Origin of the sequence: Rathayibacter sp. Leaf296 (assembly GCF_001423045.1) — a bacterium.
Taxonomy (GTDB): Bacteria; Actinomycetota; Actinomycetes; order Actinomycetales; family Microbacteriaceae; genus Rathayibacter; species Rathayibacter caricis.
The window spans coordinates 751611-776659 of sequence record NZ_LMNR01000002.1; the positions used below are offsets into that span (position 1 = coordinate 751611).

Here is a 25049-nt window from a genome sequence, read left to right on the forward strand (position 1 = left end):
ACCGTGACCGACGAGACCCGCCTCCCCCGAACCACCGTCAAGAAGCTCGCCGCGCTCGAGGACGGACCCGTCCGCGTGTCCGGCTGGGTCGAGACCGTGCGCGACCAGAAGAAGGTGCAGTTCGTGGTCCTCCGCGACGAGTCCGGCGCCGTGCAGCTCGTGAACCCCGCCGTCCGCGAGGCGGAGGAGGGCGACGAGGTCGCCGCCGCGAAGCTCGCGATCACCGAGGAGATCTCGGGCCTCGCCCAGGGCTCCTTCCTCACGGTGACGGGTCAGCTCAAGCACGACGAGCGCGTGAAGCTCGGCGGCATCGAGGTGAAGCTCGAGACGCTCGAGATCGTCGCCGCGTCGATCCCCGAGGCGCCCATCGCGCCCGACTCCGGCATCGACAAGCGCATGGACTGGCGCTTCCTCGACCTCCGCCGTCCGGAGCAGAACCTCATCGCCCGCGTGCAGACCACCTTCGAGCACGCGCTGCGCACCTACTGGATCGACAACGACTTCATCGAGATCCACACCCCGAAGCTCATGGCGAGCGCCTCGGAGTCGCGGGCCGAGCTGTTCGAGGTCGAGTACTTCGAGACCAAGGCCTACCTCGCGCAGAGCCCCCAGTTCTTCAAGCAGATGGCGCAGCCCGCAGGCTTCGGCAAGGTGTTCGAGGTGGGGCCGGCCTTCCGCGCCGACCCGAGCTTCACCTCCCGTCACGCCACCGAGTTCACGAGCGTCGACTCCGAGGTCTCGTGGATCGAGTCGCACGAGGACGTCATGGAGCTGCACGAGCAGCTGATGGTCGCCGGCCTCACCGCCGTCGTCGAGAAGCACGGCGCCGAGGTGAAGGCGCTCTTCGACATCGACCTCGAGGTGCCCACCACTCCGTTCCCGCGCATCCCCCTCGCCGAGGCCAAGCGCATCGTCGCCGAGCGCGGCTACGAGGTGCCCCGCGCCGACGACGACATGGACCCCGAGGGCGAGCGCCGCATCGCGGCGTACGTGAAGGAGGAGTTCGGCCACGACTTCGTGTTCCTGACCGACTACGCCTCGAGCATCCGGCCGTTCTACCACATGCGCCGCGAGGGCGACGGGGCGATCACCAACAGCTACGACCTCATCTACAACGGCGTCGAGATCTCGACCGGAGCGCAGCGCGAGCACCGCGTCGACGTGCTGGTCGAGCAGGCCCGCGAGAAGGGCCTGGACCCCGAGGAGCTCGGCTTCTACCTCGACTTCTTCCGCTACGGCGTCCCGCCGCACGGCGGCTTCGGCATGGGCCTCTCGCGCGTGATCATGCTGATGCTGCACCAGGCGAACCTGCGCGAGGTCACCTACCTGTTCCGCGGCCCGTCGCGCCTGCTGCCGTAGGCCGTCCCGCACCGAGGGAACCCCGGACCGTCGAGACCGCCAGGAGTACCTGGTTCCTTGGACGGTCCGGGGTTCCCTCGCGTCAGCGGCGGTCCGGCGTCAGCGGCGGTCCGGCGTCAGCGCGGGAGGCGCTCGAACGGCACGCGTCGGCTGAGCCAGGCCAGCAGGCCCGCGATCACCGCCGCGAGCGCCGCCGGGACGAGCAGGAGCCACAGGCTCGACGTCACCGCCACGATCAGCAGGGCGACAGCGGCGAGCGCCGCTCCGATCGCGAAGTTCCAGCGGACGTCCGTGACCACTCCGGGCTCGGGCCTCGCCCAGAGCACGACCAGCGCCAGCGCGAGCGGCCCCAGCAGCAGGCCCAGCACGAACCAGCGCCAGCGCGAGCGCCCCTTCTGCTCGGCGAGCCCCGCGGTCACGAGCGCGAAGCCGATCCAGATCCAGCCGGTGTCGTTCCAGGTCGTCCCCATGCCCGGAGCCTAGGGCCTGGTCAGCGACGCGGAGGCGACACCATCAGGTCGAGATAGTCCGTCAGGCACGCGACCATGTCGACCGCGTCGCGCTCGAGGAGCCACTGCAGCTGGATGCCGTCCCACAGCGCGATGATCGACGCCGCGACCCGGTCGGGGTCGGCTCCCTCGCGCAGCCGCCCCTCGGCCCGCAGGGCGCGCAGGTCGTCGGCGTAGCCCTGGCGGAGCGACCGGAAGCGCCGGGCGAAGAACTCACGGCCCGGATGATCGGCCGTGGTCGAGTCGCCGCACAGCACCGCGTAGAGCTCGATCACTCCGGGGGCCGTCTCGTTGTAGCGGGTCTGGCGCAGGATCCCCTCGACCATGCTCTCGTCGGGGTCGGGCGGAGCCGAGCCGTCACCCGTGATCGCGTCGCGGTGCTCGAGCACCGCGAGCAGCAGGTCGGTCTTGGTCGGGAAGTAGTGCAGGAGGCTGGTCTGGCTGAGGCCCACCCGGTCGGCGACCTCCTGCAGCGAGCCGCGCGCGTAGCCGCGGGAGGCGAAGACCGCGTGGGCCGCCTGGATGATCGCGCGGCGCCGCTGCGCCGACTTCGCGTAGGGTCCGCGGCGGGTGCGGACGGGCTCGGGGATCTCGGACACGACGCCTACCTCCGCTGGTCACGAGAGCGGGCGCCGCTCTCAGGCGGCCAGCGTAGCGCGCGCTCCGGCCGCGCTCCCACCAATTTCGAGCGGCTACTCGAATTTGTGATAGCGTCCGAACCACCGGGCCGGGAGACCTCCACGGCACCCATCCACGACGAAGTGAGGGACAGTGAAGCCGTTCACACGGAGACAGCTCATGGCCGCCGGACTCGGCACGGCCGCACTCGGGACCCTGGCGGCCTGCGCCACCCCGGGCACCACCTCGGTCAACACCGCGCCGGCGATCCCGGCCGCGAGCGGACCGATCCGGCTGCAGTACTGGGCCTGGCTGAAGGACCTGCAGAAGGTCTGCGACGTCTGGAACGCCTCGCACCCCGACGTCCAGGTCGACGCGGTCTGGATCCCCGGCGGCAACGCGGGCGGCTACCAGAAGCTGTACTCGGCCCTCGCCGCCGGCGGCGGACCGGACCTGGGCCAGGTCGAGATGCGCTCGCTGCCCGAGTTCATGCTCGTGAACGGTCTGGTCGACCTGAACCGTTACGGCGCGGCCGACTACGCCGACCTCTACGACCCCACCCTCTGGGGTCAGGTCAGCTACACCGGCGGCGTCTACGGGATCCCCCAGGACAGCGGTCCGATGGCCTTCTTCTACCAGCCCGAGGTGCTCGGGCGCGTGGGAGCCGAGCCTCCGCGCACCTGGGACGACTGGGCGGCGGTCGCGACCGAGCTGCGCGGCGCCGACTCCTACATCGACTGCTTCCCCCTCGCCGACGCCTCCGTCTTCGCGGCCTTCGCCACGCAGGCCGGCGCGCAGTGGCTGACGGCGGAGGAGGACGGCTGGGTCATCGACATGACCGACGAGGCCACGACGCAGGTCGCCTCCTTCTTCGACACCGCGATCGATCAGGACCTCGTCGAGACCGGCTACGGCGCCTACTCCCCCGCGTGGTTCGCGGCGGCCGCGACGGGCGGCATCGCCTCCTGCACCACGGGCAGCTGGGGCGACGCGCTCATCCAGGGCGTGAGCGGCGGCTCGGGCAAGTGGCGGGCGGCGCCCATGCCGGTCTGGGGCGGCACGGGCTTCGGCTCGAGCTTCCTCGGCGGATCCACGGCCGCCGTCTTCGCCAGCAGCGCGCACCCGAAGGAGGCACTCGAGTTCGCGGTGTGGATGACGACCTCGCAGGAGGGCATCGACGCGATGATCGCCAACAGCGGCATCGGCTGGTCGCCCGCCGTCGGCGAGATCGGCACCGCGCGCAAGGGACCGAGCGAGTTCTTCTCGGGCCAGAACTACAACGAGGAGATCCTCGTGCCCGCGGCGAAGGAGCAGAACCCCGACTGGTCCTGGTGGCCGGTCACCCAGCAGTCCTTCAACATCCTCAGCGACGGCTTCCGGAAGAAGGCGTCGGGCACCACCCTCGTCGACGCGGTCGCCGAGGCGGAGCAGCAGATCATCACGGTCTTCCAGAACAAGGGCCTCAGCATCAGGAAGGCCTCGGCATGACCACGACGACCTCCCCGGCCGCCGCCGCGGTCGCGGCCACCGGCAGGACAGGGAACCGCAAGCGCGGCGGAGCCCAGGGGCGCGCCCCGTGGATCCTGCTCGCCCCGTTCCTCGCCCTGTTCGTCCTCACCTTCATCATCCCGATCGTCGTGGCGATCGGCTCGAGCTTCACGAAGGTGACCCGCTCGGGCCTCTTCGGCGAGGCCGGAGTGACGACCGAGTTCGCCGGGTTCGGGAACTACGCGCAGGCCCTCGCCGACGGCAACTTCCTCGCCTCGATCGGGCGCATGTTCCTCTTCGGCGTCGTCCAGGTGCCGGTGATGATCGCGCTCTGCACGGTGCTCGCGCTGATGCTCGAGTCGGCCTCGGCCCGGTTCCCCGGGTTCTTCCGCGCGGCCTACTTCCTCCCCTACGGGGTGCCCGGAGTGATCGCGACGATCCTCTGGTCGTTCCTCTACGTGCCGGGGCTCAGCCCGATCATCGACGCGGCGAACGTGGTCGGCCTCGAGCCCGACTTCCTCGGCGCGGACTCGGTGCTGTGGTCGATCGCGAACATCTCGCTGTGGAGCTACACGGGCTACAACATGCTGATCATCGTCGCCCAGTTGAAGGCGATCCCGGTCGAGCTGTACGAGGCGGCGAAGGTCGACGGAGCGTCCACGTTCCGCGTCGCGCGCAGCATCCAGCTGCCGCTCATCCGCCCGGCGCTCGTGCTGACCACGATCTTCTCGATCATCGGCACCCTGCAGCTCTTCGCCGAGGCGCAGGTCCTCAAGACCGTCGCGCCCGCGATCGACAGCCAGTACACGCCGAACCTCAGCGCCTACACGACCGCGTTCGCCTACAACGACTACAACGTCGCCGCCGCGCAGGCCGTGCTGATCGCCCTCGTCGCGTTCGTCCTCTCCTTCACGTTCCTCTCGATCTCGAACAGGAAGTCCTCATGAGCCAGGCGACGCGCGAGACCGCGCAGCCCACGACGACCGGGGTCGTCACCGCGAACCGGCCCGCCAAAGCGGGTCGCGGCCCCGACCGCTCGGCCGGCCGCCACCGCGCCTCCACGATCATCGTCACGGCGATCCTCGTGATCGTCGCGGTGTACTTCCTCGTCCCCGTCTACTGGGTCGTGGTCGCGGCGACGAAGACCACCGAGGACCTCTTCGCCACCTACGGCTTCTGGTTCGCGCCGACGTTCGCGCTCTGGGACAACCTCGGCCAGGTGCTGTCGTACGACGGCGGCATCTTCGTCCGCTGGTTCCTCAACTCGGTGCTCTACGCCGGAGTCGGCGCCCTGCTCGCGACGTACCTCGCCGCGGCGGGCGGCTACGCGCTCGCGAAGTACGAGTTCCGGGGCAACCGGCTCGTGTTCGGCACGATCCTCGCCGGAGTGCTCGTGCCCGGCACCGCGACGGCCCTGCCACTGTTCCTCCTCTTCAGCCAGATGGGCATCGCGAACACGTACTGGAGCGTGCTGATCCCCTCCCTGGTCTCGCCGTTCGGGCTCTTCCTCTGCCGCATCTACGCGCAGGCGACGGTCGACACCGCGGTCATCGAGGCGGCGCGGATCGACGGGGCGAGCGAGCTGCGGATCTTCCACACGCTGGGGCTGCGCATCCTGACCCCCGCGCTGGTGACCGTGTTCCTCTTCCAGCTCGTCGGCATCTGGAACAACTACTTCCTGCCGCTGGTGATGCTGTCGGACACGGAGCTGTTCCCGATCACGCTGGGGCTCAACAACTGGCTCAGCCAGGTCGACCGCCTGCCCGAGTTCTACGAGCTGACGACCGGAGGCGTGCTGCTGTCGATCATCCCGCTGGCGATCGCGATGATCGTGCTGCAGCGCTTCTGGCAGGGCGGGCTCACCGAGGGCTCCGTGAAGTAGCTCCGTCGGGCAGCCGCGCCGAGCAGGAGGAGCGGAGGTCCCGGGGAGGAGTGGAGGAGCCCCCCGGGGTCTCACGCCAGGGGGCTCCCGTGTGGCGGTGGAACGGTCTCGCTCTCCCGCTCGCCGACGTGAACGCCGGCGGACCGCGGGGTCTCCCGCGCGCGGCCGCCGCGAGTATGCGCCGTCAACCCGGGAATGCGCCGTGTCCGATGGCGCGGAGTGCAGGATGGAGCGCATGCCCTCCTCCGCCGCCGTCGTCGTGATCGCAGCCGTCGTCGCCTTCGTCGCGGGCGCCTCGATCGACGCGGCGCTCCGCCGCCTCCCCCGCGTCGAGCGGGGGCTGCCGCCGGGACGCTCGTCGGCGGCCGTGGCGATCGCGACGGGTGCGGCGAGCGCCCTGGGTGCGGCCGCCCTCACCTCCGCGAACCCGCCGAGCGCCGTGCTGGCCGTCCTCGTGCTGCTCACCGTCGTGGGCGTGCACCTCTCGGTGATCGACCTGCGGCACCGTCTGCTGCCGAACGTCCTCGTCGTGCCGTTGATCGCCCTCGGCGGGCTGCTCGTCCTCGTCGCCGGCATCGTCGACGGGCGGCCCGGGGACGGGCTCCGCGCGCTGCTGGGCGGGCTGGCGCTGTTCGCGGTCTACCTCGTCCTCGCCCTCGTCTCGCCGGGCGGCCTCGGGATGGGCGACGTGAAGTTCGCGGCGATCATCGGCACGATGCTCGCCTCGCGGGGCTGGACGGAGCTGCTCCTGGGCGCCGCCGCCGGATTCGTCCTCGCCGCGCTGGCCGCGGCGGTGCTCCTGCTGACCGGCCGCGCACGGCGGGGGACGCCGCTGCCCTTCGGGCCGATGATGCTCGCCGGAGCCCTGCTGGTGCTCTCTCTCCCGGGGTGACGCGGAGGGACGTATCGTCAGTCGGTTTGTCCCCCGGAAGGGTACGAGACGGACCGGGCGTTCTCTCTATCATCAGTGATGTCGCAGAAATGAATGCAGCCGAATGAATATCGGCGGGCTCTCGATCACCCCCGTGATCCGACTGCTCCTCTTTCTCCGCGGCAGCACCACCGGCTTTCGCACGATCGGTCTCACACTGGGTCGTCGATTGCCTGCTCCCCTTGTAAACCGGTCTCGCTCACCCCATCTCGGAGGTTCACCATGCTCTCTCTCCTCATCACTCTTCAGACTCTCGTCACCACGACGAAGGACCGCCTCCGCGAGGAGCAGAAGGGCGCGACCGCCGTCGAGTACGGACTGCTGGTCGGACTGATCGCCGTCGTGATCATCGGCGTCGTGGTGCTCCTGGGCCCGCAGCTGGCGAGCATCTTCGCCGATGTCAGCAACAAGCTCCCCGCGGCGGGCACGACGCCGACGACCCGTCCGTAGGTCCTGACAGGAGGGGAAGGGCGCTGCGGCCTCCGCGGCGCCTTTCCCCTCTTCCGCTCCGATCAGGACGAGGGGACATGCCTTTCCGACTTCGCGATGACAAAGGAGCCGTTGCTCTCGAATTCGCGCTATTGCTTCCCATCCTGATGGTGATCCTCGTCGGCATAGTCGAGTTCTCGCTCGTCTTCACCGCTCAGACGACTCTCACCAATGCCGCTCGAGAGGGCGCGAGGAGCATGGCGCTCTCCAATGACCCTGCGGCCGCCAGAAGAGCGGTCAAAGATTCGGCATTCAATCTGTCCCCCGCTCTCACCGATGCCCAGATCACCGTCTCACCGACCGCCTGCACCGTCGGCAGCCGCGGCACCACGACCATCCGCTACCAGTACCACTTGATGACCGGCCTCTTCGGTGACGGCATCACCCTGACCGGGAAGGCGGCGATGCGATGCGGCGGCTGACAGCGCGCCTCTCCGACGAGCGCGGCGCCGTCACGATCCTCGTCGCCGTCGCCATGGTCGTCGTGCTCTCGTGCGCCGCCCTCGCGATCGACATCGCCCGGCTGAACGTCGAGCGCGCCGAGCTGCAGAACGGCGCCGACGCGGCCGCCCTCGCCGTCGCCCAGAGCTGCGCGGCGACCCCGTGCACCACCGCCGCTGCGAAGGCCGCGGCCGCCGCCCTGGCCGCGACCTACGCGGATGCCAACGCCGGCGACGGAGCCTCCGGTGCCGTCACGACCTTCCCCACCGCGAACTCGGTGCGCGTCACCACCTCCGCGAAGGACGGCTCCACCGGCGCCGGCTCCCTCGCGACGGTGTTCGCCCCGGTCTTCGGGATCGACTCCCTCGAGGTCGGGCAGTCGGCCACAGCGTCCTGGGGCGGTCCCGCCGCGGGCGAAGCGGCACTCGCACTCGCCTTCGCGCCCTGCGTGTTCCGCCTCGACGGAGCCGTGCAGGTCATCAGCATGCACGGCGACTCCGGCGGCACCGCCTGCCAGACGACGAGCCCCTCCGGACAGCTGCTCCCCGGCGGATTCGGCTGGCTGAACGATCCCCTCGGCACCTGCCGAGCGAAGGTCGACATCGCGAAGCCCGCTCCGGTCTCCGGCAGCACCGGAGTCAGCCTGCCCCCGGGCTGCTCCACCCAGCTGTCCAAGCTCGGCGGCACCACGGTGCTGCTCCCCGTCTACTCCGACAAGGGCGGGACCGGATCGGGCGGCTGGTACACGATCAGCGGATTCGCCGCCTTCCAGGTGCTCGGCTGGAACTTCCCCGGCATGAGCTGGAACAACCAGACCTACGCGGGCGCGGGGTGCAAGGGCACCTGCAAGGGGCTCATCGGCAAGTTCGTCCGATTCGTCTCGCTCAACGACGCGTTCACCCGCGGTGGCACGGACCTCGGCGCCTCCATCATCACCCTGACGGACTAGGACCCCCGCCCCGTGAAGCTCCGCATCCTGTTCGCGATCCTCGGATTCGTGCTCGCCGTCGTCGGCGTGATGGCCGTGACCCTCTACGCGCGGGACGCCGATCAGCGCGCACTCGAGGACCAGCGGCCGATCGACGTCCTCGTGCTCGCCCGCGACGCTCCCGCCGGAACCCCCGCCGACCAGCTCTCGCAGTACGTCGAGGTGAAGGCCCTCCCCCAGGCCGCGGTCGCCGTCGGCGCCGCGACCACGCTCGACGGCCTCGGCGGCCTGGTCACCTCGGTCGACCTGGTGACCGGGGAGCAGCTGCTCACGACACGCATGGTGTCGCCGGGCGCCCTCGAGGTCCCTGGTCGCGTCGACGTCCCCGCCGGACTGCAGGAGGTGACCGTCCTGCTGAGCCCCGAGCGCGTCGTCGGCGGCGGCCTCGCCCCCGGCGACACGGTGGGAGTGGTCGTCTCGGTCGGTCTGGAGACCCACATGCGGCTGCAGAAGGTCCTCGTCACGACGCTCCAGGGGCTCGGCCCCCCGGTCGAGGGCGACACGAGCGGAGTCACTCCGCTCCCCGGAGGATCGGTCTTCGTCACTCTGGCGGTGAACGGCCCCGATGCCGAGATCCTCGTCAGCGCGGCACAATCCGGCACGATCTGGCTCACCAAGCAGCCCGAGGGCACCGATCCGAACGGCACCCGCGTGATCACTCCTGGCGAGATCCTCCCGTGACCCGCTTCCTCGCGGTCACCGACTCCGCCTCCTTCGTCGACCGCGTCGCGGAAGCCCTCGTCGGCGACGTCGATTCCGGCGTCACCGCGGTCCCCGCCGAGGCGACCGGCCTGCGCCCGGAGGCGATCCTCCCTCCGCCCGGCGAGGAGCCGATCGACGTGGTCCTGATCGGCCCCGGGATCGAGCGCACCGCCGCACTGCGCTTCGCCGCCGCGCTCGACTCCGCCTTCCCGCGGATCACGCTCGTCCTCGTCGATGACCCCGATCCCGAGCTCGCCGTCGCCGCGATGCGCGCCGGCATCCGCGACGTGATCGCCCCCGACGCGGACGCCGCCGCCCTCGTCGAGGTGCTCCGCCGCTCGAGCCGGGCGGCCCAGGCCCGGATCGGCGACCGTCCGGCGGCCCGGAGCGGCCCGCAGCGCAAGGTCGTCGTCGTCCTGTCCCCCAAGGGCGGAGTGGGCAAGACCACCCTCTCGGTCAACCTCGCCGTCGCCCTCGGCCGCGTCGCTCCCCTCTCGACCGTGCTGGTCGACCTCGACGCCCAATTCGGCGACGTCGCGAGCGCCCTGGGCCTGGATCCCGTGCACACGCTCCGCGACGCCGTTGGAGCGGCGGCCGCCTCCGACCTCCTCGTGCTCAAGGCCTACCTGGCGGTGCACGAGGCCGGCTTCTACTCGCTGAGCGCGCCGAAGGATCCCGCCGACGCCGACCGCATCTCCTCGGACGCCGTCACTCACCTCCTCCGGCAGCTGTCCTCCGACTTCGCCTACGTCGTCGTCGACACGTCCGCGGGCCTCACCGACCACACCCTCGCCGCACTCGAGGTCGCGACCGACGCCCTCTTCGTCACCGCGATGGACGTCCCCGGCGTCCGGGGGCTCCGCCGCGAGCTCACCGTGCTCGAGGAGCTGGGCCTCCTGCCCGAGAACCGCCACCTGGTCGTGAATCTCGCCGAGAAGAAGTCGGGCATCACGGTCAAGGACATCGAGGCCACCGTGCGGATGTCCGTCACGGCCGTCGTGCCGCGCTCGGCCGACCTCGCGCTCTCGGTCAACATGGGGCAGCCGCTGCTGCTCTCGAAGCGCCGCTCCCGGGCCGCCGTGCTGCTCGGCAAGCTCGCGGACTCGTTCACCGGCGCGGTCGGCACGGCCCCGCGCAGAAGGGTCAGGATCCAGTGAGCCTCGCCGAACGCCTCGCCTCCAAGCACGCCGAGCGCGACGCGCCCTACGTGCCGGTCGCCGCGCCGCTCCCCCCTGCCGCGCCCGAACCGGACCCCGAGCCGCAGGAGGACGAGCGCGCGCGGGAGGACGGACTGCTCGCCCTCAAGAGCCGGGTCGGCGACGAGCTCTTCCGCCGGATGGGCTCGCGGCTCAACGACCCCACGCTCGCCGAGGCCGACCTCCTCGGCCAGGCCCGCGAGATCCTCGGCGAGATCGTCGACGCCGAATCGGCGCCGCTCACGCCCGAGGAGCGGCAGCGGCTCGTCGCCCAGATCGCCGACGACGTGCTCGGCTTCGGCCCCCTGCAGCCGCTGCTCGACGACCCGACCCTCACCGAGATCATGGTGAACGGGCACGAGCAGATCTTCGTCGAGCGCGGCGGCCGCCTGACGCTCAGCGGCACGCGGTTCCGATCGGAGGCGCAGCTGCGTGCCGTGATCGAGAAGATCGTCACCCGCGTGGGGCGCCGCATCGACGAGTCGTCGCCGCTGGTCGACGCCCGGCTCGAGGACGGCTCGCGCGTCAACGCCGTCATCCCGCCGCTCGCGGTGAACGGCTCGTCCCTCACCATCCGCAAGTTCTCCCGCGATCCGCTCACCGTGTCCGACCTCGTCGGCTTCGGCTCGGTGACGCCCGAGATGGCCGAGCTCCTCGACGCCTGCGTGCGCGCGCACCTCAACATCATCGTCTCGGGCGGCACCGGCACGGGCAAGACGACCCTGCTCAACGTGCTCTCCTCCTTCATCCCCCACGGCGAGCGCATCATCACGATCGAGGACGCGGTCGAGCTGCAGCTGCAGCAGTCGCACGTGGTGCGCCTCGAGAGCCGCCCGGCGAACATCGAGGGCCGCGGTGAGGTGTCGATCCGCGAGCTGCTGCGCAACTCCCTCCGGATGCGCCCCGATCGCATCGTGGTCGGCGAGTGCCGCGGCGGCGAGGCCCTCGACATGCTGCAGGCCATGAACACCGGGCACGACGGCTCCCTCTCGACCGTGCACTCCAACTCGCCGCGCGACGCGATCGCCCGGCTCGAGACGCTCGTGCTGATGGCGGGCATGGATCTGCCGCTCCGGGCGATCCGCGAGCAGATCGCGTCGGCCGTCGACGTGATCGTGCAGCTCACCCGCATGCGCGACGGCAGCCGCCGGGTCACGCACGTGACCGAGGTGCAGGGCATGGAGGGGGACGTGGTCGTGCTGCAGGACGCCTTCGTCTTCGACTACGCGGGAGTCGACGCCTCGGGCCGGATCCAGGGCGGCCCGGTCGCGACCGGTGTCCGGCCCCGATTCCTCGACCGCTTCGCCGAGCTGGGCATCACCGTCTCGCCGCGGGTCTTCGCCCTGCCCGTGCCGGGTGAGCGCCGATGATGGCCGTCCTGGGCGCCGTGCTCTGCTACGCGGCGGTGCTCGTCGTGGTCTTCGGAGTGCTCGCCTCCTCCCGCCCTCGGCTGCCGATCGAGCGTCGGCGCCCGGATGCGGGAGCCGAGGACTCCGGTCTGACGCAGCTCACCCGCTCGACGAGCGAGGTGATCTCGGCAGCGCTGCTGAAGCAGGGCTGGACGGAGCGGCTGACGGGCGCCCTGCGCGACGCGGGCCTGAAGCAGTCCCCCTCGGAGCTGCTGATCCTCGTGTCGGCCGCCGTCGTCGTGGCGTTCCTGCTCGGACTCCTCGCCGGGTCCGCGATCCTGGGCGTCCTGCTCGTCGTGGTCGTCCTCGGCGGCGCGGTCGCGCTCCTCCGCACGCTCGCCGATCGACGGCGGCGCCGCTTCGCCGACCAGCTCGACGGCACCCTCCAGCTGCTCGCGAGCGGCCTGCGCGCGGGCCACTCGCTGCTGCGCGCGATCGACGCGGCCTCGCGGGAGTCGGAGTCGCCCACCGCAGAGGAGTTCGCGCGCGTCGTCAACGAGACGCGCCTCGGCCGCGACCTGAACGTGTCGCTCGCCCAGACCGCCGAGCGCATGCGGAGCGAGGACCTGAGCTGGGTCGGGCAGGCGATCGGCATCCACCGCGAGGTCGGCGGCGACCTGGCCGAGGTGCTCGACCAGGTCGGACACACCATCCGCGAGCGCAACCAGATCCGCCGTCAGGTCTCGGCGCTGGCCGCCGAGGGCAAGATGTCGGTCTACATCCTGATGGCGATGCCGTTCGCGGTGATCGGCATCCTCTCCCTCACCAGTCCCTCCTACGTGGCGAAGTTCACCGAGCACTGGCTGGGCTTCGTGCTGATGGTGGTCGCCGCGATCATGCTCGTCCTCGGCGGTCTCTGGATGCGCCGCGTCATCAGCTTCAAGTTCTGAAGGAGGAGCCGTGCTGATCGCGTCCCTCTGCCTGCTGGCGGCGCTCCCCCTGCTGTTCGCCGCTCTCGCGCCGGCCGGTGACGAGCGCGCCGCGGCGCGACGCAACCTGACCCAGGGCCTCGTCGAGGAGACGGTCGACGCCCGCTCGACGGCGGAGCGGCTCGAGCGGATCGCCCGGCGGCTCCTGCCGCCCGGGGCCTTCGCACGGCTCGACCGCCTGCACGCGCACGCCGGGCGCCCCGCCGGGTGGCCGCTGGGCCGGGTCGTGCTCGCCAAGCCGCTGCTGCTGCTCGTCGCGGCGGCAGCGGGATCCCTCGTCCTGGTCCGGCAGCCGCCGCCGATCCTCGTCCTGCTCATCCTCGTGGTCGTGGTCGTCGCCTACTTCGTGCCCGATCTCCTCCTGCACAGCCGCGGTCTCGAGCGCCAGGCGGCGATCGGCCTCGAGCTGCCCGACACCCTCGATCAGATGCTGATCGCCGTCGAGGCCGGGCTGGGCTTCGAGGCGGCCATGGCCCGCGCGGGCGAGAACGGCAAGGGGCCGCTCGCCGAGGAGCTGGTGCGCACCCTGCAGGACATGCGCGTGGGCATGACCCGCCGCGACGCGTACCGCGCACTGGAGCTGCGGACGTCGGTCCCGGATCTGCGCACCTTCGTCCGCGCGATCGTGCAGGCCGACGCCTACGGTGTCTCGGTCAGCGCGGTGCTGCGCACACAGGCGCAGGAGATGCGCCTCAAGCGGCGGATGCGCGCCGAGGAGAAGGCGATGAAGATCCCGGTCAACATCCTCTTCCCACTCATGCTCTTCATCCTCCCGGTCCTCTTCATCGCGGTGCTGGGGCCGACCATCATCTCGTTCGTGACGATGTGACCGCCCCCTTCTGAAATTCGAGTGGCTACTCGACATTGTGGTAGCGTCCAGAACGGCGCAGCCGCCCGCGGCGGCGCCCCCCACGACGACGTGACGACTCGACTCCGATCGGATGCCCCGAGGCGCGCGATGCCGCGGCGTCCCGGCGCGGCGGCCTGACGGAAGGCTTCGCGCAGTGACCCCCACCCCCGAGCACTACCTCACCGACACGGGTCCCGGACGGGGACTGCGCCGCCGCGCCCGCTCCTGGCTGCACACCGACGCCCCGACGATCCCGCTCGACGGGCAGTGGCGGTTCCGCCTGCTGCCGGCCGCTCCGGGCACGCTCGGCGGCCTCGACGTGCTGCCCGAGGGAGAGGGCGTCGACGACGTCGCCGCCGAGTCCTTCGACGACTCCGCCTGGGACTCGATCCCCGTGCCCGCGCACTGGGTGCTGCAGGGCGACGACCGCTACGGCCTCCCCGCCTACACGAACGTCCAGTTCCCCTTCGCCACCGAGCCGCCCTTCGTGCCGGATGAGAACCCCACCGGCGACTACCGCCGCACGATCGAGGTCCCGGAGTCGTGGACCGGCGCCGAGGCCGTCGTCCTGCGGTTCGACGGGGTCGAGTCGCGCTACCGCGTCTGGGTCAACGGCGTCGAGATCGGCATCGGATCCGGCAGCCGCCTCGCGCAGGAGTTCGACGTGACCGAGGCGGTGCGCCCGGGCGAGAACCTCGTCGTGGTGCGCGTGCACCAGTGGTCGGCGTCGAGCTACGTCGAGGACCAGGACCAGTGGTGGCTGCCCGGCATCTTCCGCTCCGTGCACCTGATCGCCCGTCCGGTGGGCGGCATCGAGGACGTCTGGGTGCGGACGGCCTTCACCGACGGCGCCGGCCGGCTCGAGACCGAGCTCGTCGCGTCCCCCGAGGCCTACCCCGTGGTGCTCCGGGTGCCCGAGCTCGACCTCGAGGTCGAGTGGGCGAGCCCCGAGGACGTCGCTCCGATCGCGATCGACGCGGTCGAGCCGTGGTCGGCGGAGTCGCCGCGCCTGTACGACGCCGAGATCGCGTCCCGCGGCGAGACCGTGTCGCTCCGACTGGGCTTCCGCACCGTCGAGATCCGCGGCGACCGGTTCCTGGTGAACGGCGAGCGCGTCGTGTTCCACGGCGTGAACCGGCACGAGACGCACCCGGACCGCGGGCGCGCCTTCGACGAGGACGCCGCGCGCGAGGACCTCGCCCTGATGAAGCGGTTCAACGTCAACGCGATCCGCACCAGCCACTACCCGCCGCACCCGCGCCTGCTCGACCTCGCCGACGAGCTCGGCTTCTGGGTGATCCTCGAGTGCGACCTCGAGACGCACGGCTTCGAGCGCTGGGGCTGGGCCGGCAACCCCAGCGACGACCCCGCCTGGCGCGAGGCGTACCTCGACCGCATCGAGCGCACCGTCGAGCGCGACAAGAACCACCCGAGCATCGTGATCTGGTCGCTCGGCAACGAGGCGGGCACCGGAGCGAACCTCGCCGCGATGTCGGCGTGGGTGCACGGGCGCGACCCCGAGCGCCCGGTGCACTACGAGGGCGACTACACCGGCGCGTACACCGACGTGTACTCGCGGATGTACTCCTCGGTCCCCGAGACGCGGCAGATCGGCGACGACGACTCGCGCACGACGCTCCTGGGCTGCTCCCCCGGCGAGTCCGCGCGCCAGCGCTCCAAGCCGTTCCTGCTCTGCGAGTACGTGCACGCCATGGGCAACGGACCGGGCGCCATCGACCAGTACGAGGACCTCGTCGAGCGCTACCCGCGCCTGCACGGCGGCTTCGTCTGGGAGTGGCGCGATCACGGGCTCCGCGCCCGCACGGCCGACGGCGTCGAGTACTACGCCTACGGCGGCGACTTCGGCGAGGTCGTCCACGACGGCAACTTCGTGATGGACGGCATGGTCCTCTCGGACAGCACGCCGAGCCCCGGACTGTTCGAGTGGAAGCAGATCGTCGCTCCCGTCCGCGCCCGGATCGGCGAGGACTCCGTGCTGGTCGAGAACCGGCGGCACGACGCCTCGACCGCCGATCTCCGCGTGCTCTGGCGCGCCGAGGTCGACGGGCGGAGGATCGCCGACGGCGTCCTCGAGACCGGAGCGATCGCCGCGGGGGACGCCGCGACCGTGCCGCTCCCCGAGGTCGACGTCGCCGCCGAGGGCGAGACCTGGCTGACCGTCGACGTCGTGCTCGCCGCGGCGACCGCCTGGGCCCCGGAGGGTCACCTCGTCTCCACGGCGCAGCGCCGCCTCTCCGCCCTGGCGCCGCAGCCCTCGTGGGCCCGGGCCCGACGCGGCACGCAGGGCGGCGACGCGGTCGGAGCGGCGCGCTTCGCGGGCGGACGGCTCCGGTCGCTCGCGGGCCTGTCCGTCGACGGTCCGCGCGCCGAGCTCTGGCGCGCCCCGACCGACAACGACGAGGGCGCCGGCTTCCCGGCCTACCTCAGCGGCGACCCCAACGCCGGCGACGGACGCGGAGTGCCCGCCCCGTCCTCGGCCGCCCGCTGGCGCGAGGTCGGCCTCGACCGGCTGACATCCCGACTCGAGAGCCTCGACACCTCGGACGGCGTGCGCCGCCGCACCCGCTGGTCCGCCGCCGATCTCGACGCGGCGCTCCTGGTCGACGAGCACTGGACGGCCGACGGCGACGCGGTCGTCCTCCGCGCCGACCTCGCGCCGACCGGCCGCTGGGATCTCGTCTGGCCGCGCCTCGGCCTCACGTTCGAGCTCCCCGACTCGATCGACGGCGCCGCGTGGTTCGGCACCGGACCGCTCGAGTCCTACCCCGACAGCGTCCGCGCGGCCCGCGTCGGACGCTTCTCGGCGGGGATCGACGCCCTGACGACGCCGTACGCGCGCCCGCAGGAGAGCGGGCACCGCTCCTCGCTGCGCGAGCTCGTGCTGCACGAGAACGGCGCGGCGCGCCTGCGGATCGAGGCCGCCCCCGATCTGCACGGCCGCCTGCCCGGCTTCACCCTCGCGCGGCACACCCCGCAGGAGATCGGAGTCGCGCAGCACCCGCACGAGCTCCCGGAGTCGACGCGCTCGATCCTCACGATCGACGCGGCCCAGCACGGCCTGGGCTCCCGCGCCTGCGGACCCGACGTCTGGCCGGATTTCCAGCTGCGGCCCGAGGCGCGCACGATCCTGCTGCGGTTCAGCCGGATCGACTGATCTCCGCAGTCACCCCCGAACCACGGAACGCCCGCGGGACCTCGTCGTCCCGCGGGCGTTCCGCGTTGTGACCGGCGTTCCCGCCGGCGTCGGGTCACTCCTGCGTCGGGTGCGGGAGCGGTCCGCCGATGAAGAGGTCGTCGTACTCGCGGCGGCGGCGGATCACGATGTTCGCGATGACGATCGCCAGGATCACGGCCACCAGCGCACCCGCGCCGATCGTCAGCGCCACTCCGGCCGTCTGCCCGGAGGCCTCGGTGGAGGGGAGCACCGGTTCGGCGCCGGCGGTCGCGATCGCGATGCCGCAGACCTGCGCCGCGTCGGGCAGATCGGCCGAGACGCCGTCGACGGGGTAGCCGACCGTCACGGCGGCGGTGCGCCCGGAGGCGGTCCCCGTCGCGACGAGGCAGTAGACCGGAGCGGTGGGCGTCGCCACGATCGCGTCACCCAGCACGAGGTCCGACCAGCCCAGGTCGTCGACCCGGACCGTCAGCGCGCCGACCGCGAGGTCCGCCTTCACCCCGGTGGGCGTGACCGCGGCGATCGTCACGGCCTCGCCGGAGTCGAAGCCCCAGACCGCGCCGCGGGGAGCGCCGGTCTCGGCGCCGGAGCCGTCGCGCGGCTCGACGAGGACGCCCGGCCCGGTCGAGGCGACGAGCGAGAAGGTGGTGGAGGCGGTGGAACCGCGGTCGCCGGTGACGGTGATCGCGTACTCGCCCGTCGCGGAGAGCGCTGAGGCCGGCACGGTGGCCGAGCCCGTGCTGGTCGTCGCGCCGTCCTGGCGGTCGTCGCCGGTCAGCGGAGTCTCGGTGCCGTCGGGCGCGCGCAGCACGCCCGTCGCGCTCTCGCCGCGCTGGAAGCCGGCGTAGGCGGCGCCCACACCGTAGAAGCGGGCGAGGTCGACAGTCAGCGCGCCCGGGTCCACTCCCGCGTCGCGGGTGAGGTAGACCGAGACGGCGGGAGCCGCGGACTCGGCGACCGGCTGGCCCTCGGCGACCGGAGCGGGCGCCGCGGCCGGGTCGGCGGCGGAGGTCGAGAGCAGGGTGCGTCCGGGAGCGGAGGGCCGCGGAGCCGTCGTACCGGCCTCCGTGGTGGCGGTGCCGCCGGCGTTCCCTCCGGCCGGGGCCTGCGGCTGTGCGGGCGCGGGCTGCGCGGGCTGGTTCGGCTGAGAGGGCTGCGCCGGCTGGTTCGGCTGCGTCGGCTGCGAGGGCTGCGCCGGCGCCGGCTGCTCCGGCTGCGTCGGCGTGCTCGGCTGCGGCTCGGGCTCGGACGGCGTGGTCGGCTGCTCCGGCTGGGACGGCACGCCGGGCACCTCGGGCGCCGGCTCCTCGGAGGGGACGCTCGGCACGGTCGGCGTCTCCGGCTCCGGCTCGGGCTCCGGCTCGACGACCGGCGGCACCTCCTCGACGGGCGGGACGACCGGCGCGACCACCGGAGCGAGGACCGGCTCCGTGACCGCGGGCGCCGAGACTCCGGGCACCAGCTCGGTCGCCTGAGCGGCGGCGGGCAGCGCGAGGCCGGCGACGAGCGCGGCCAGGACGAGCGCGGAGGCCGCGGTGCGGCGTCGCTGACGTGACATGGATGTTCCTCCCCGTCGGAGTGCTGAGTGCACCCCGGATGCGGGGAGCGGCGGTCCCCGCAAAGAGACTATGCGGATCCACGCCCCACTCGTCGGCCAGTCCGTCCCCCGTGTGTGGGGTTCACCGCAACGATCCGATCACGGAGCCGTGTCGGATCCGCGTTCATCAGTCGCCGACGTGGACTGCCCAGACCTCAGACGTCCGAGAACTCCGCTCTTCGAGAACTGCTCTTCGAAGACTCAGACCTCGAAGTCGACGCAGGCCCGCTCGCGCACGAGCGGCCGGATGAAGCCCGCGACGCGGCGGTGCTCCGGGTGCTCGACGTAGATGCTGAGCGCGTCGGCGTCGGCGTAGTCCGCGATCAGCACCATGTCGAAGTTGTCCTTCGGGAACAGGGTGTTCTTCCCGATCGTCATCGACTCGATCTCGGGGATGATCGGCAGCAGCCCGCGCAGCGCCTTCGAGATCTGCTCGGTGTGCTCGGCCCGTTGCGCGGGGTCGACGGCGTTCAGCTTCCAGGCGACGACGTGGCGGACGGTCATGGGTGCTCCAGGAGGGCTCGGCGGAGGCGGACGGGGTCGATGCGCCAGTAGTTGTGGACGCGACCGTCGATCAGGAGGACGGGGATCTCCTCGACGAAGCGCTCGTGCAGCTCGGCGTCGTCCAGGATCGAGACCTCCGACAGCGAGACGGCCGGAGCGGCGGGCCCGAGATCGGCGAGGACCCCCTGCACCACCGCGCGGGCGTCGTCGCAGAGATGGCAGCCGGGCTTCCCCACGAGAGTCAGCGCGATGTCCACCATGCTCCCAGTTTAGACGGGAGGCTCGGGCGGCCCGACTCCGCTGGCGCAGGCCGCACGGCGACAGGACCGCCTCGCGCCGGGACGCAGACGAGCGCCCGATCCCGGTGGGGAGCGGACGCTCGAAGGGGAAGAGGCCGGGGCCTACTTCTTGTTGCGACGCTGGTGGCGAGTCTTGCGAAGCAGCTTGCGGTGCTTCTTCTTCGCCATACGCTTGCGACGCTTCTTGATAACAGAACCCACGAAGACCTCACAACGTTCAGGGGGGTCGACCGCCCGACGGACGGCCGCTTACGAGAAAATGCCTCACGCGAGCTTACACGACCGAGCGGGCGCCCGGGTCACGGCCTAGCAGACCCCCGTCGCGGCGAGCGCCCCGACACGCGTCACTTCCGGATGCGCAGCGCTTCGGCGACCTTCGTCGCCCCCTCGCTCACCCCGCGCTGGATGTCCTGCACGACGGTGCTGACCTGGTGGGTGCGCTCCGCGATCGCCCGGCCCAGCGACTCCGCCCGGGCCGCGGCCGCCGCGTCGAGCAGCGCGGGCTCGTCCTCGGTCTCGAGGAACGGCATCAGCCAGTCCTCGACCTCTTCCAGCGGCGAGTACTGCAGCGCGTAGAAGCGGTGCTGCCCGCTCTCGCGCACGGTGACGAGTCCCGCGTCGCGCAGCACCTTGAGGTGCTTCGACACGGTCGGCTGACTGAGCTCGAGGCGGGCGACGAGCTGCGAGACGCTGATGCCCCCGGCGCCCGACGGTCCCGCCTCCCTCTGCGCGCGCAGGAGGGAGAGGATGTCGCGGCGGGTGCCGTCGGCGATCACCGCGAAGATGTCCGGCATGCGCCCAGAGTAGCCAGGCCGCCCTCTGCGGCGCCCGGGAGTGCGGCCGGCCGGCGGGCCCGGGAGCCGCACGGCGAACGGGTAGCATGGCCGCGATCGAGTGGAGGATCCGCCGTGGTGGTTCGCCAGCAGTTCCGCAGCCCCGTCGGGGTCTCGCCCGTCTCCCCGTGGTCGGGCTTCGAGCGGGCCCGCGACCTCATCGACGACTTCGCCGGCCGCTCCCCCTCGCGCTTCGCGATCCTGATCTTCTCGGCGCTGATCCTGGTCTTCACGCTCCTCTTCTCCCTGCCGGTCTCGACGACCGCCGGCGAGGTCACTCCGCTGCACGACGCGTTCTTCACCGCCATGTCGGTCATCTGCGTCACGGGCCTGGCCACGGTCGACATGGCGACGCACTGGTCGGCGTTCGGCCACTCGGTCATCTTCATCGGCGTCAACATCGGCGCACTGGGCGTTCTGACCCTCGCCTCGATCATGGGCATGGCCGTCTCGCGCCGACTCGGCCTGCGCGCCAAGCTCATGGTGGCGAGCGACTCGAACCCGCTCCGGATCCACTCCGGCCCCGTCGCCGAGGGCCAGGCGGTGCGGCTCGGCGAGATCGGCGGACTGCTCACCACCGTCGCCGTGAGCGCCGCCGTGATCGAGATCGTCGTCGCGCTCCTGCTCTTCCCGCGGATGCTGATCGACGGGATCCCGATCGGCGAGGCGGTGTGGCACTCCTTCTACTACTCGGCGATGGCGTTCACCAACACCGGGTTCTCGCCGAACGCCGCCGGGCTCACCCCGTTCCAGGACGACTACTGGTTCCTCGGGATCCTGATGATCGGCGTCTTCCTCGGCTCGATCGGCTTCCCCGTCATCTACGCCTTCTCGCGCGGCTGGCGCCGCCCGCGCAAGTGGTCGGTGCACGTCAAGCTCACGCTCGTCACGTCGCTGATCCTGCTGGTCGCCGGGGCGGCGCTCTACATCGTGCTCGAGTTCGACAATCCGAAGACGTTCGGCGTGCTCGACGCGGGCGATACCGTCTTCCAGTCGTTCTTCCTCTCGACGATGACCCGGTCGGGCGGCTTCTCGACGATCTCCGTCCCCGACCTGAACGGCTCGAGCCTGCTCGTCACCGACATGCTGATGTTCATCGGCGGAGGCTCGGCCTCGACGGCGGGCGGGATCAAGGTCACGACGCTCGCGATCCTGTTCCTCGCCGCGTTCGCGGAGGCCCGGGGCACCAACGACATGGAGGCGTTCGGCCGCCGGATCCCCAACGACGTGCTGCGCCTGGGCGTCTCGGTCGTGCTGTGGGGCGCGACGACCGTCGCCGTCTCGTCGGTGATCATCCTGCACATCACCAAGGCCTCCCTCGACTACGTGCTGTTCGACGTGATCTCCGCCTTCGCGACGTCGGGGCTGTCGACGGGGCTCACGGCCGAGCTCCCGCCGTCGGGCGTCTACGTCCTGGCGCTGACGATGTTCATGGGCCGCGTTGGTACCGTGACTCTCGCCGCCGCGCTCGCCGCGAGTCAGCGGAGGCAGTTGTTCAGACGACCGGAAGAGAGGCCCATCGTTGGTTGACCGCATCAGGTACGACGCCCCGGTGCTGGTGATCGGCCTCGGGCGCTTCGGTGCCGCCACGGCCGGCCAGCTCGACCGACTCGACCGCGAGGTGCTCGCCGTCGACGCCGACGCGGGGCTCGTGCAGAAGTGGTCCGAGCGGGTCACCCACGCGGTGCAGGCGGATGCGCGCTCGCTCGACGCCCTCGCGCAGATCGGCGCGCAGGACTTCCAGGTGGCCGTCGTCGCCGTCGGCTCCTCGATCGAGGCGTCCGTGCTCATCACCGCGAACCTCGTCGACCTCAAGATCCCGCAGATCTGGGCGAAGGCCATCTCGCGCTCGCACGGCAAGATCCTCGAGCGCATCGGCGCGAATCACGTCATCTACCCCGAGGCCGAAGCCGGCGAGCGCGTCGCGCACCTGGTCTCGGGCCGCATGCTCGACTTCATCGAGTTCGACGACGACTTCGTGCTCGCGAAAATGTATCCGCCCAAGCCCATCCGCGGGCTCACGCTCACGGAGTCGGGGGTCCGGCGCAAGCACCGCGTCACGGTGGTGGGCGTCAAGAGCCCGGGCAAGCCGTTCACGTACGCCACCGAGCAGACCGTGGTCTCGAACCACGACCTCATCGTCGTCAGCGGCACGCCCAGCGACATCGAGCGCTTCGCGGCCCTGGGCTCCTAGGCCGCGCCCGCGGGTTCAGGACGCGGCGAGCTCCCGAGCACGGGCGAGCGCCGCGTCCGTGGCGCGGGTGAAGAGGGACGCCAGGTCCGCCTCCTGCAGCACGGCGATCGCCCGCTCGGTCGTCCCGTTCGGGCTCGTGACCCGGCGGCGCAGCTCGGCGGGCTCCTCGCCCGAGTGCGCGAGCAGCTCCGCCGCGCCGAGGAACGTGCCGGTCACCATCGTCGACGCCTGCTCGGCAGTGAAGCCCTTGGCGATCGCCGCCGTGATCAGCTCCTCGATCAGGAGGAACACGTAGGCGGGTCCCGATCCCGAGATCGTCGAGAGCGCGTCCAGCTGCGACTCCGGGACCTCGACGACCTCGCCCACCGTCTCGAACAGGCGGCGGACGAGCGCGAGGTCCTCGCCGCTCGAGCGGGTCCCCGCGCTCAGCCCCGTGACCGCACGGCCGACGACGGCCGGCGTGTTCGGCATCGAGCGCAGCACCGGCACGGAGTCGGGCAGCCGGCTCTCGAACGCGGCGACCGTGACTCCGGCCGCGACGCTCACCACGACCGTCCCGGGAGCGAGCGCATCCGCGATCTCCTCGAGCAGCGCGGGCACCATGTGCGGCTTCACCGCGACGAGCACGACGGAGGCGCCCTCGACGGCCCGGCGGTTCGCCTCCGCGTCGTCCTCGGTCGCGAACGCGGTGACGACCGGGTGGTCCTTCCACGCGGCGGCTTTGGCGGCGTCGCGGTTCGTCACCCGGACACCGCCGTCGATGCGGACACCGGGGGCGAGCAGTCCGCTGAGGATCGCACCGCCCATCGAGCCCAGGCCGAGCACGGCGATGGAGGGGAGCAGCACGGTGTCGTCGGTCACCCGCTCATCCTACGAACCGCGAGCGACCGCGGCCCGGAAGGGGGTCCTCCCCCGATCCGCAGGACCCTAGGATGATCCGACCACCGACCGGCACCACCAGGATCCACGAGGAGACGACGTGAGCGCATCCGGAGGCGGCAGGGCGATCGTCGCGGCGCTGACCGCCAACCTCGGCATCGCCCTGACCAAGTTCATCGCGTGGTTCTTCTCGGGCTCGGCCTCGATGCTCGCCGAGGGCGTGCACTCGCTCGCCGACTCCGGCAACCAGCTCCTCCTGCTGCTCGGGGGCCGCAAGTCCCGCAGGGCCGCCGACGCCGAGCACCCGTTCGGCTACGGGCGCGAGCGCTACGTGTACGCGTTCGTCGTCGCGATCATCCTCTTCACGGTCGGCGGCGTCTTCTCGCTCTACGAGGGCGTCGACAAGATCACGCACCCGCACGAGCTCGAGAACGTCTGGCTGCCGATCCTCGTGCTCGCCGTCTCGATCTGCCTCGAGGGATACTCGCTGCGCACCGCGGTGAAGGAGTCGAACCGCAGCCGCGGCACGCAGTCGTGGTTCCGCTTCATCCGCCGAGCGAAGGCTCCGGAGCTGCCCGTCGTACTGCTCGAGGACGCCGCGGCGCTCACCGGCCTGACCTTCGCGCTGCTCGGAGTCGGACTGTCGGCGATCACCGGGAACGCCGTCTTCGACGCGATCGGCACCCTGATGATCGGGGCGCTGCTGATCGTTGTCGCCGTGATCCTGGGCATCGAGACCAAGAGCCTCCTGGTCGGCGAGGGCGCGAGCGATGCCGACGCGGACGCGCTCCGCTCGGCCATCGAGTCAGGCGAGGACGTCGAGCGCGTCATCCACATGAAGACCCTCTACCTCGGGCCCGACGAGCTGCTGGTCGCCGCCAAGGTCGCGTTCCCCGCGGCCGAGACCCTCGAGCACGTCGCCGCCGGGATCGATGCGGCGGAGCAGCGGATCCGCGCCGCGGTCCCGGCCGCCCGCGTCGTCTACCTCGAGCCCGACGTCGACCGCGGCCCGGCCGCCCCGGCCCCGGCGCTCCGCGCCGAGGACGTCGGCTGAGGTGCGGCGCGCACTGGCGATCGTCAACGAGCGCGGCGCGGGCCTGGGCGTCCTCGAGCCGATCCTGCGGGAGCACGGGTGGGCGGTGGACGCCGTCGCCGGCACCGATCTCGGCTCCGTCGACCTCGACGAGCCGGAGCTCGTCGTCACGCTCGGGTCCAGCGCGGGCGTCTACGAGACCGCCCGGCACCCGTTCATCTCGCCCGAGATCGCCCTGCTGCAGGAGCGGCTGCACCACCGACGGCCGACCCTCGGCATCTGCTTCGGGGCCCAGCTGATCGCCGCCGCGCTCGGACGCGAGGTGCGTCCCGGTCCGACCCGCGAGGTCGGCTTCCGCCGCGTCGACCCCACGGACGCCGGGATGCGCTCACCGCTGCGCCACCTGGCGGGAGTCCCGGTGATGCAGTGGCACGGCGACACCTTCGACCTCCCCGCGGGCACGACGCTTCTCGCCTCCTCGGACGCCTACGCCGTCGAGGCGTTCGGCATCGACGAGTGGCTGCTGGGCGTGCAGTTCCACCCCGAGCTGAGCGGCGCGATGGCCGCGGGCTGGCTCGAGGGCGACGCCGAGTACGCGGCCGGAGCCGGCTACACGGCCGAGCAGCTCCGCGACGACGTGCAGGAGGGCCGCTTCGACCGAATGCGGGAGGCGACGGAGCTGATGCTGGCCGAGTGGCTCGGCGGCCACTCCCGCGGCTGAGG

The 25049-nt window shown here is 71.7% G+C and carries 26 protein-coding genes; 18 read left to right on the forward strand and 8 right to left on the reverse strand.

Annotated features, from left to right (window positions below):
• Positions 1-3: 3 nt before the first annotated feature.
• Positions 4-1359 (forward strand): aspartate--tRNA(Asn) ligase, encoded by a 1356-nt coding sequence (aspS, locus tag ASF46_RS13760; RefSeq protein ID WP_056868091.1) that lies wholly within the window; start codon positions 4-6, stop codon positions 1357-1359.
• A gap of 116 nt (positions 1360-1475) precedes the next feature.
• Here aspS and ASF46_RS13765 read toward each other — a convergent pair whose 3' ends face one another.
• Positions 1476-1829 carry a hypothetical protein gene (locus ASF46_RS13765; RefSeq protein ID WP_056868092.1) on the reverse strand — a complete coding sequence of 118 codons (354 nt, stop codon included), beginning with the start codon at positions 1827-1829 and terminating at the stop codon, positions 1476-1478.
• A 20-nt stretch (positions 1830-1849) separates the two neighbouring features.
• Entirely contained in the window at positions 1850-2467 is a 618-nt protein-coding gene (locus ASF46_RS13770; protein WP_056868093.1) for a TetR/AcrR family transcriptional regulator, read from the reverse strand.
• 172 nt (positions 2468-2639) lie between these two features.
• Between ASF46_RS13770 and ASF46_RS13775 the strand changes: the two genes are divergently transcribed.
• The 13 genes from ASF46_RS13775 to ASF46_RS13835 all read left to right on the forward strand — a co-directional run bounded on the left by ASF46_RS13775 (position 2640) and on the right by ASF46_RS13835 (position 16966).
• Entirely contained in the window at positions 2640-3974 is a 1335-nt protein-coding gene (locus ASF46_RS13775; protein WP_056868094.1) for an ABC transporter substrate-binding protein, read from the forward strand.
• Positions 3971-4921, forward strand: coding sequence for a carbohydrate ABC transporter permease (locus tag ASF46_RS13780; protein ID WP_056868095.1), 951 nt, complete (start codon positions 3971-3973; stop codon positions 4919-4921). The genes ASF46_RS13775 and ASF46_RS13780 overlap by 4 nt, the downstream gene beginning before the upstream one ends.
• Entirely contained in the window at positions 4918-5856 is a 939-nt protein-coding gene (locus tag ASF46_RS13785) for a carbohydrate ABC transporter permease (RefSeq protein ID WP_056868096.1), read from the forward strand. Before ASF46_RS13780 ends, ASF46_RS13785 begins: the two co-directional genes overlap by 4 nt.
• A gap of 235 nt (positions 5857-6091) precedes the next feature.
• Positions 6092-6748, forward strand: a complete 657-nt coding sequence (locus tag ASF46_RS13790) for a prepilin peptidase (RefSeq protein WP_157602525.1) — start codon at positions 6092-6094, stop codon at positions 6746-6748.
• Between the two features lie 261 nt (positions 6749-7009).
• Entirely contained in the window at positions 7010-7237 is a 228-nt protein-coding gene (locus ASF46_RS13795; RefSeq protein WP_056868098.1) for a Flp family type IVb pilin, read from the forward strand.
• Between the two features lie 77 nt (positions 7238-7314).
• On the forward strand, positions 7315-7698 hold the full coding sequence (locus tag ASF46_RS13800) for a TadE/TadG family type IV pilus assembly protein (protein ID WP_056868099.1): 384 nt from the start codon (positions 7315-7317) through the stop codon (positions 7696-7698).
• A complete protein-coding gene (locus ASF46_RS13805) occupies positions 7686-8666 on the forward strand; it encodes a pilus assembly protein TadG-related protein (protein WP_056868100.1) in 981 nt (326 codons plus the stop codon). The genes ASF46_RS13800 and ASF46_RS13805 overlap by 13 nt, the downstream gene beginning before the upstream one ends.
• Before the next feature lie 12 nt (positions 8667-8678).
• Positions 8679-9386: a Flp pilus assembly protein CpaB gene (cpaB, locus tag ASF46_RS13810; RefSeq protein WP_056868101.1), complete on the forward strand. Its 708-nt coding sequence runs from the start codon at positions 8679-8681 to the stop codon at positions 9384-9386.
• Positions 9383-10564, forward strand: coding sequence for an AAA family ATPase (locus ASF46_RS13815; RefSeq protein ID WP_056868102.1), 1182 nt, complete (start codon positions 9383-9385; stop codon positions 10562-10564). The genes cpaB and ASF46_RS13815 overlap by 4 nt, the downstream gene beginning before the upstream one ends.
• Entirely contained in the window at positions 10561-11973 is a 1413-nt protein-coding gene (locus ASF46_RS13820; RefSeq protein WP_056868103.1) for a CpaF family protein, read from the forward strand. Before ASF46_RS13815 ends, ASF46_RS13820 begins: the two co-directional genes overlap by 4 nt.
• Complete coding sequence (locus tag ASF46_RS13825) at positions 11970-12902, forward strand: type II secretion system F family protein (protein ID WP_056868104.1); 933 nt, start codon at positions 11970-11972, stop codon at positions 12900-12902. Before ASF46_RS13820 ends, ASF46_RS13825 begins: the two co-directional genes overlap by 4 nt.
• A gap of 10 nt (positions 12903-12912) precedes the next feature.
• A complete protein-coding gene (locus tag ASF46_RS13830) occupies positions 12913-13770 on the forward strand; it encodes a type II secretion system F family protein (protein ID WP_056868105.1) in 858 nt (285 codons plus the stop codon).
• A 112-nt stretch (positions 13771-13882) separates the two neighbouring features.
• Positions 13883-16966, forward strand: coding sequence for a glycoside hydrolase family 2 TIM barrel-domain containing protein (locus ASF46_RS13835; RefSeq protein WP_082485497.1), 3084 nt, complete (start codon positions 13883-13885; stop codon positions 16964-16966).
• A gap of 94 nt (positions 16967-17060) precedes the next feature.
• Here the strand turns inward: ASF46_RS13835 and ASF46_RS13840 are convergent, their stop codons facing one another.
• From ASF46_RS13840 to ASF46_RS13855, 5 genes are all read right to left on the reverse strand, one after another.
• Positions 17061-18545 carry a hypothetical protein gene (locus ASF46_RS13840; RefSeq protein WP_056868107.1) on the reverse strand — a complete coding sequence of 495 codons (1485 nt, stop codon included), beginning with the start codon at positions 18543-18545 and terminating at the stop codon, positions 17061-17063.
• A gap of 240 nt (positions 18546-18785) precedes the next feature.
• Positions 18786-19088 carry a Dabb family protein gene (locus ASF46_RS13845; protein ID WP_056868108.1) on the reverse strand — a complete coding sequence of 101 codons (303 nt, stop codon included), beginning with the start codon at positions 19086-19088 and terminating at the stop codon, positions 18786-18788.
• Positions 19085-19348 carry a glutaredoxin family protein gene (locus ASF46_RS13850; RefSeq protein WP_055790402.1) on the reverse strand — a complete coding sequence of 88 codons (264 nt, stop codon included), beginning with the start codon at positions 19346-19348 and terminating at the stop codon, positions 19085-19087. The genes ASF46_RS13845 and ASF46_RS13850 overlap by 4 nt, the downstream gene beginning before the upstream one ends.
• A 141-nt stretch (positions 19349-19489) precedes the next feature.
• The gene (locus ASF46_RS18875; RefSeq protein ID WP_003792170.1) at positions 19490-19588 is read right to left on the reverse strand and encodes a 30S ribosomal protein bS22; all 99 of its coding nucleotides are present in this window, start codon (positions 19586-19588) and stop codon (positions 19490-19492) included.
• Between the two features lie 143 nt (positions 19589-19731).
• Positions 19732-20181: an ArsR/SmtB family transcription factor gene (locus tag ASF46_RS13855; protein WP_055790400.1), complete on the reverse strand. Its 450-nt coding sequence runs from the start codon at positions 20179-20181 to the stop codon at positions 19732-19734.
• Positions 20182-20379: 198 nt separating this feature from the next.
• Between ASF46_RS13855 and ASF46_RS13860 the strand changes: the two genes are divergently transcribed.
• Positions 20380-21750 carry a TrkH family potassium uptake protein gene (locus ASF46_RS13860; protein ID WP_056868600.1) on the forward strand — a complete coding sequence of 457 codons (1371 nt, stop codon included), beginning with the start codon at positions 20380-20382 and terminating at the stop codon, positions 21748-21750.
• On the forward strand, positions 21743-22414 hold the full coding sequence (locus ASF46_RS13865) for a potassium channel family protein (RefSeq protein WP_055790397.1): 672 nt from the start codon (positions 21743-21745) through the stop codon (positions 22412-22414). The genes ASF46_RS13860 and ASF46_RS13865 overlap by 8 nt, the downstream gene beginning before the upstream one ends.
• Before the next feature lie 15 nt (positions 22415-22429).
• Here the strand turns inward: ASF46_RS13865 and proC are convergent, their stop codons facing one another.
• Positions 22430-23275, reverse strand: a complete 846-nt coding sequence (gene proC / locus ASF46_RS13870; RefSeq protein ID WP_082485498.1) for a pyrroline-5-carboxylate reductase — start codon at positions 23273-23275, stop codon at positions 22430-22432.
• Between the two features lie 118 nt (positions 23276-23393).
• Here proC and ASF46_RS13875 point away from each other — a divergent pair, with 118 nt between their 5' ends.
• Positions 23394-24347 carry a cation diffusion facilitator family transporter gene (locus tag ASF46_RS13875; RefSeq protein WP_056868109.1) on the forward strand — a complete coding sequence of 318 codons (954 nt, stop codon included), beginning with the start codon at positions 23394-23396 and terminating at the stop codon, positions 24345-24347.
• Position 24348: 1 nt separating this feature from the next.
• Positions 24349-25047: a glutamine amidotransferase-related protein gene (locus tag ASF46_RS13880; RefSeq protein ID WP_056868110.1), complete on the forward strand. Its 699-nt coding sequence runs from the start codon at positions 24349-24351 to the stop codon at positions 25045-25047.
• Positions 25048-25049: the final 2 nt, after the last annotated feature.

Bases quoted from the DNA above. Each gene is read 5' to 3' on its own strand.
- ASF46_RS13840 (WP_056868107.1), bottom strand. From the start codon at position 18,545: ATGTCACGTCAGCGACGCCGCACCGCGGCCTCCGCGCTCGTCCTGGCC.
- ASF46_RS13800 (WP_056868099.1), top strand. From the start codon at position 7,315: ATGCCTTTCCGACTTCGCGATGACAAAGGAGCCGTTGCTCTCGAATTC.
- ASF46_RS13790 (WP_157602525.1), top strand. From the start codon at position 6,092: ATGCCCTCCTCCGCCGCCGTCGTCGTGATCGCAGCCGTCGTCGCCTTC.
- ASF46_RS13805 (WP_056868100.1), top strand. From the start codon at position 7,686: ATGCGGCGGCTGACAGCGCGCCTCTCCGACGAGCGCGGCGCCGTCACG.
- ASF46_RS13855 (WP_055790400.1), bottom strand. From the start codon at position 20,181: ATGCCGGACATCTTCGCGGTGATCGCCGACGGCACCCGCCGCGACATC.
- ASF46_RS13780 (WP_056868095.1), top strand. From the start codon at position 3,971: ATGACCACGACGACCTCCCCGGCCGCCGCCGCGGTCGCGGCCACCGGC.
- ASF46_RS13835 (WP_082485497.1), top strand. From the start codon at position 13,883: ATGCCCCGAGGCGCGCGATGCCGCGGCGTCCCGGCGCGGCGGCCTGAC.
- ASF46_RS13825 (WP_056868104.1), top strand. From the start codon at position 11,970: ATGATGGCCGTCCTGGGCGCCGTGCTCTGCTACGCGGCGGTGCTCGTC.
- ASF46_RS13765 (WP_056868092.1), bottom strand. From the start codon at position 1,829: ATGGGGACGACCTGGAACGACACCGGCTGGATCTGGATCGGCTTCGCG.
- ASF46_RS13850 (WP_055790402.1), bottom strand. From the start codon at position 19,348: ATGGTGGACATCGCGCTGACTCTCGTGGGGAAGCCCGGCTGCCATCTC.
- ASF46_RS13785 (WP_056868096.1), top strand. From the start codon at position 4,918: ATGAGCCAGGCGACGCGCGAGACCGCGCAGCCCACGACGACCGGGGTC.
- ASF46_RS13795 (WP_056868098.1), top strand. From the start codon at position 7,010: ATGCTCTCTCTCCTCATCACTCTTCAGACTCTCGTCACCACGACGAAG.
- ASF46_RS13845 (WP_056868108.1), bottom strand. From the start codon at position 19,088: ATGACCGTCCGCCACGTCGTCGCCTGGAAGCTGAACGCCGTCGACCCC.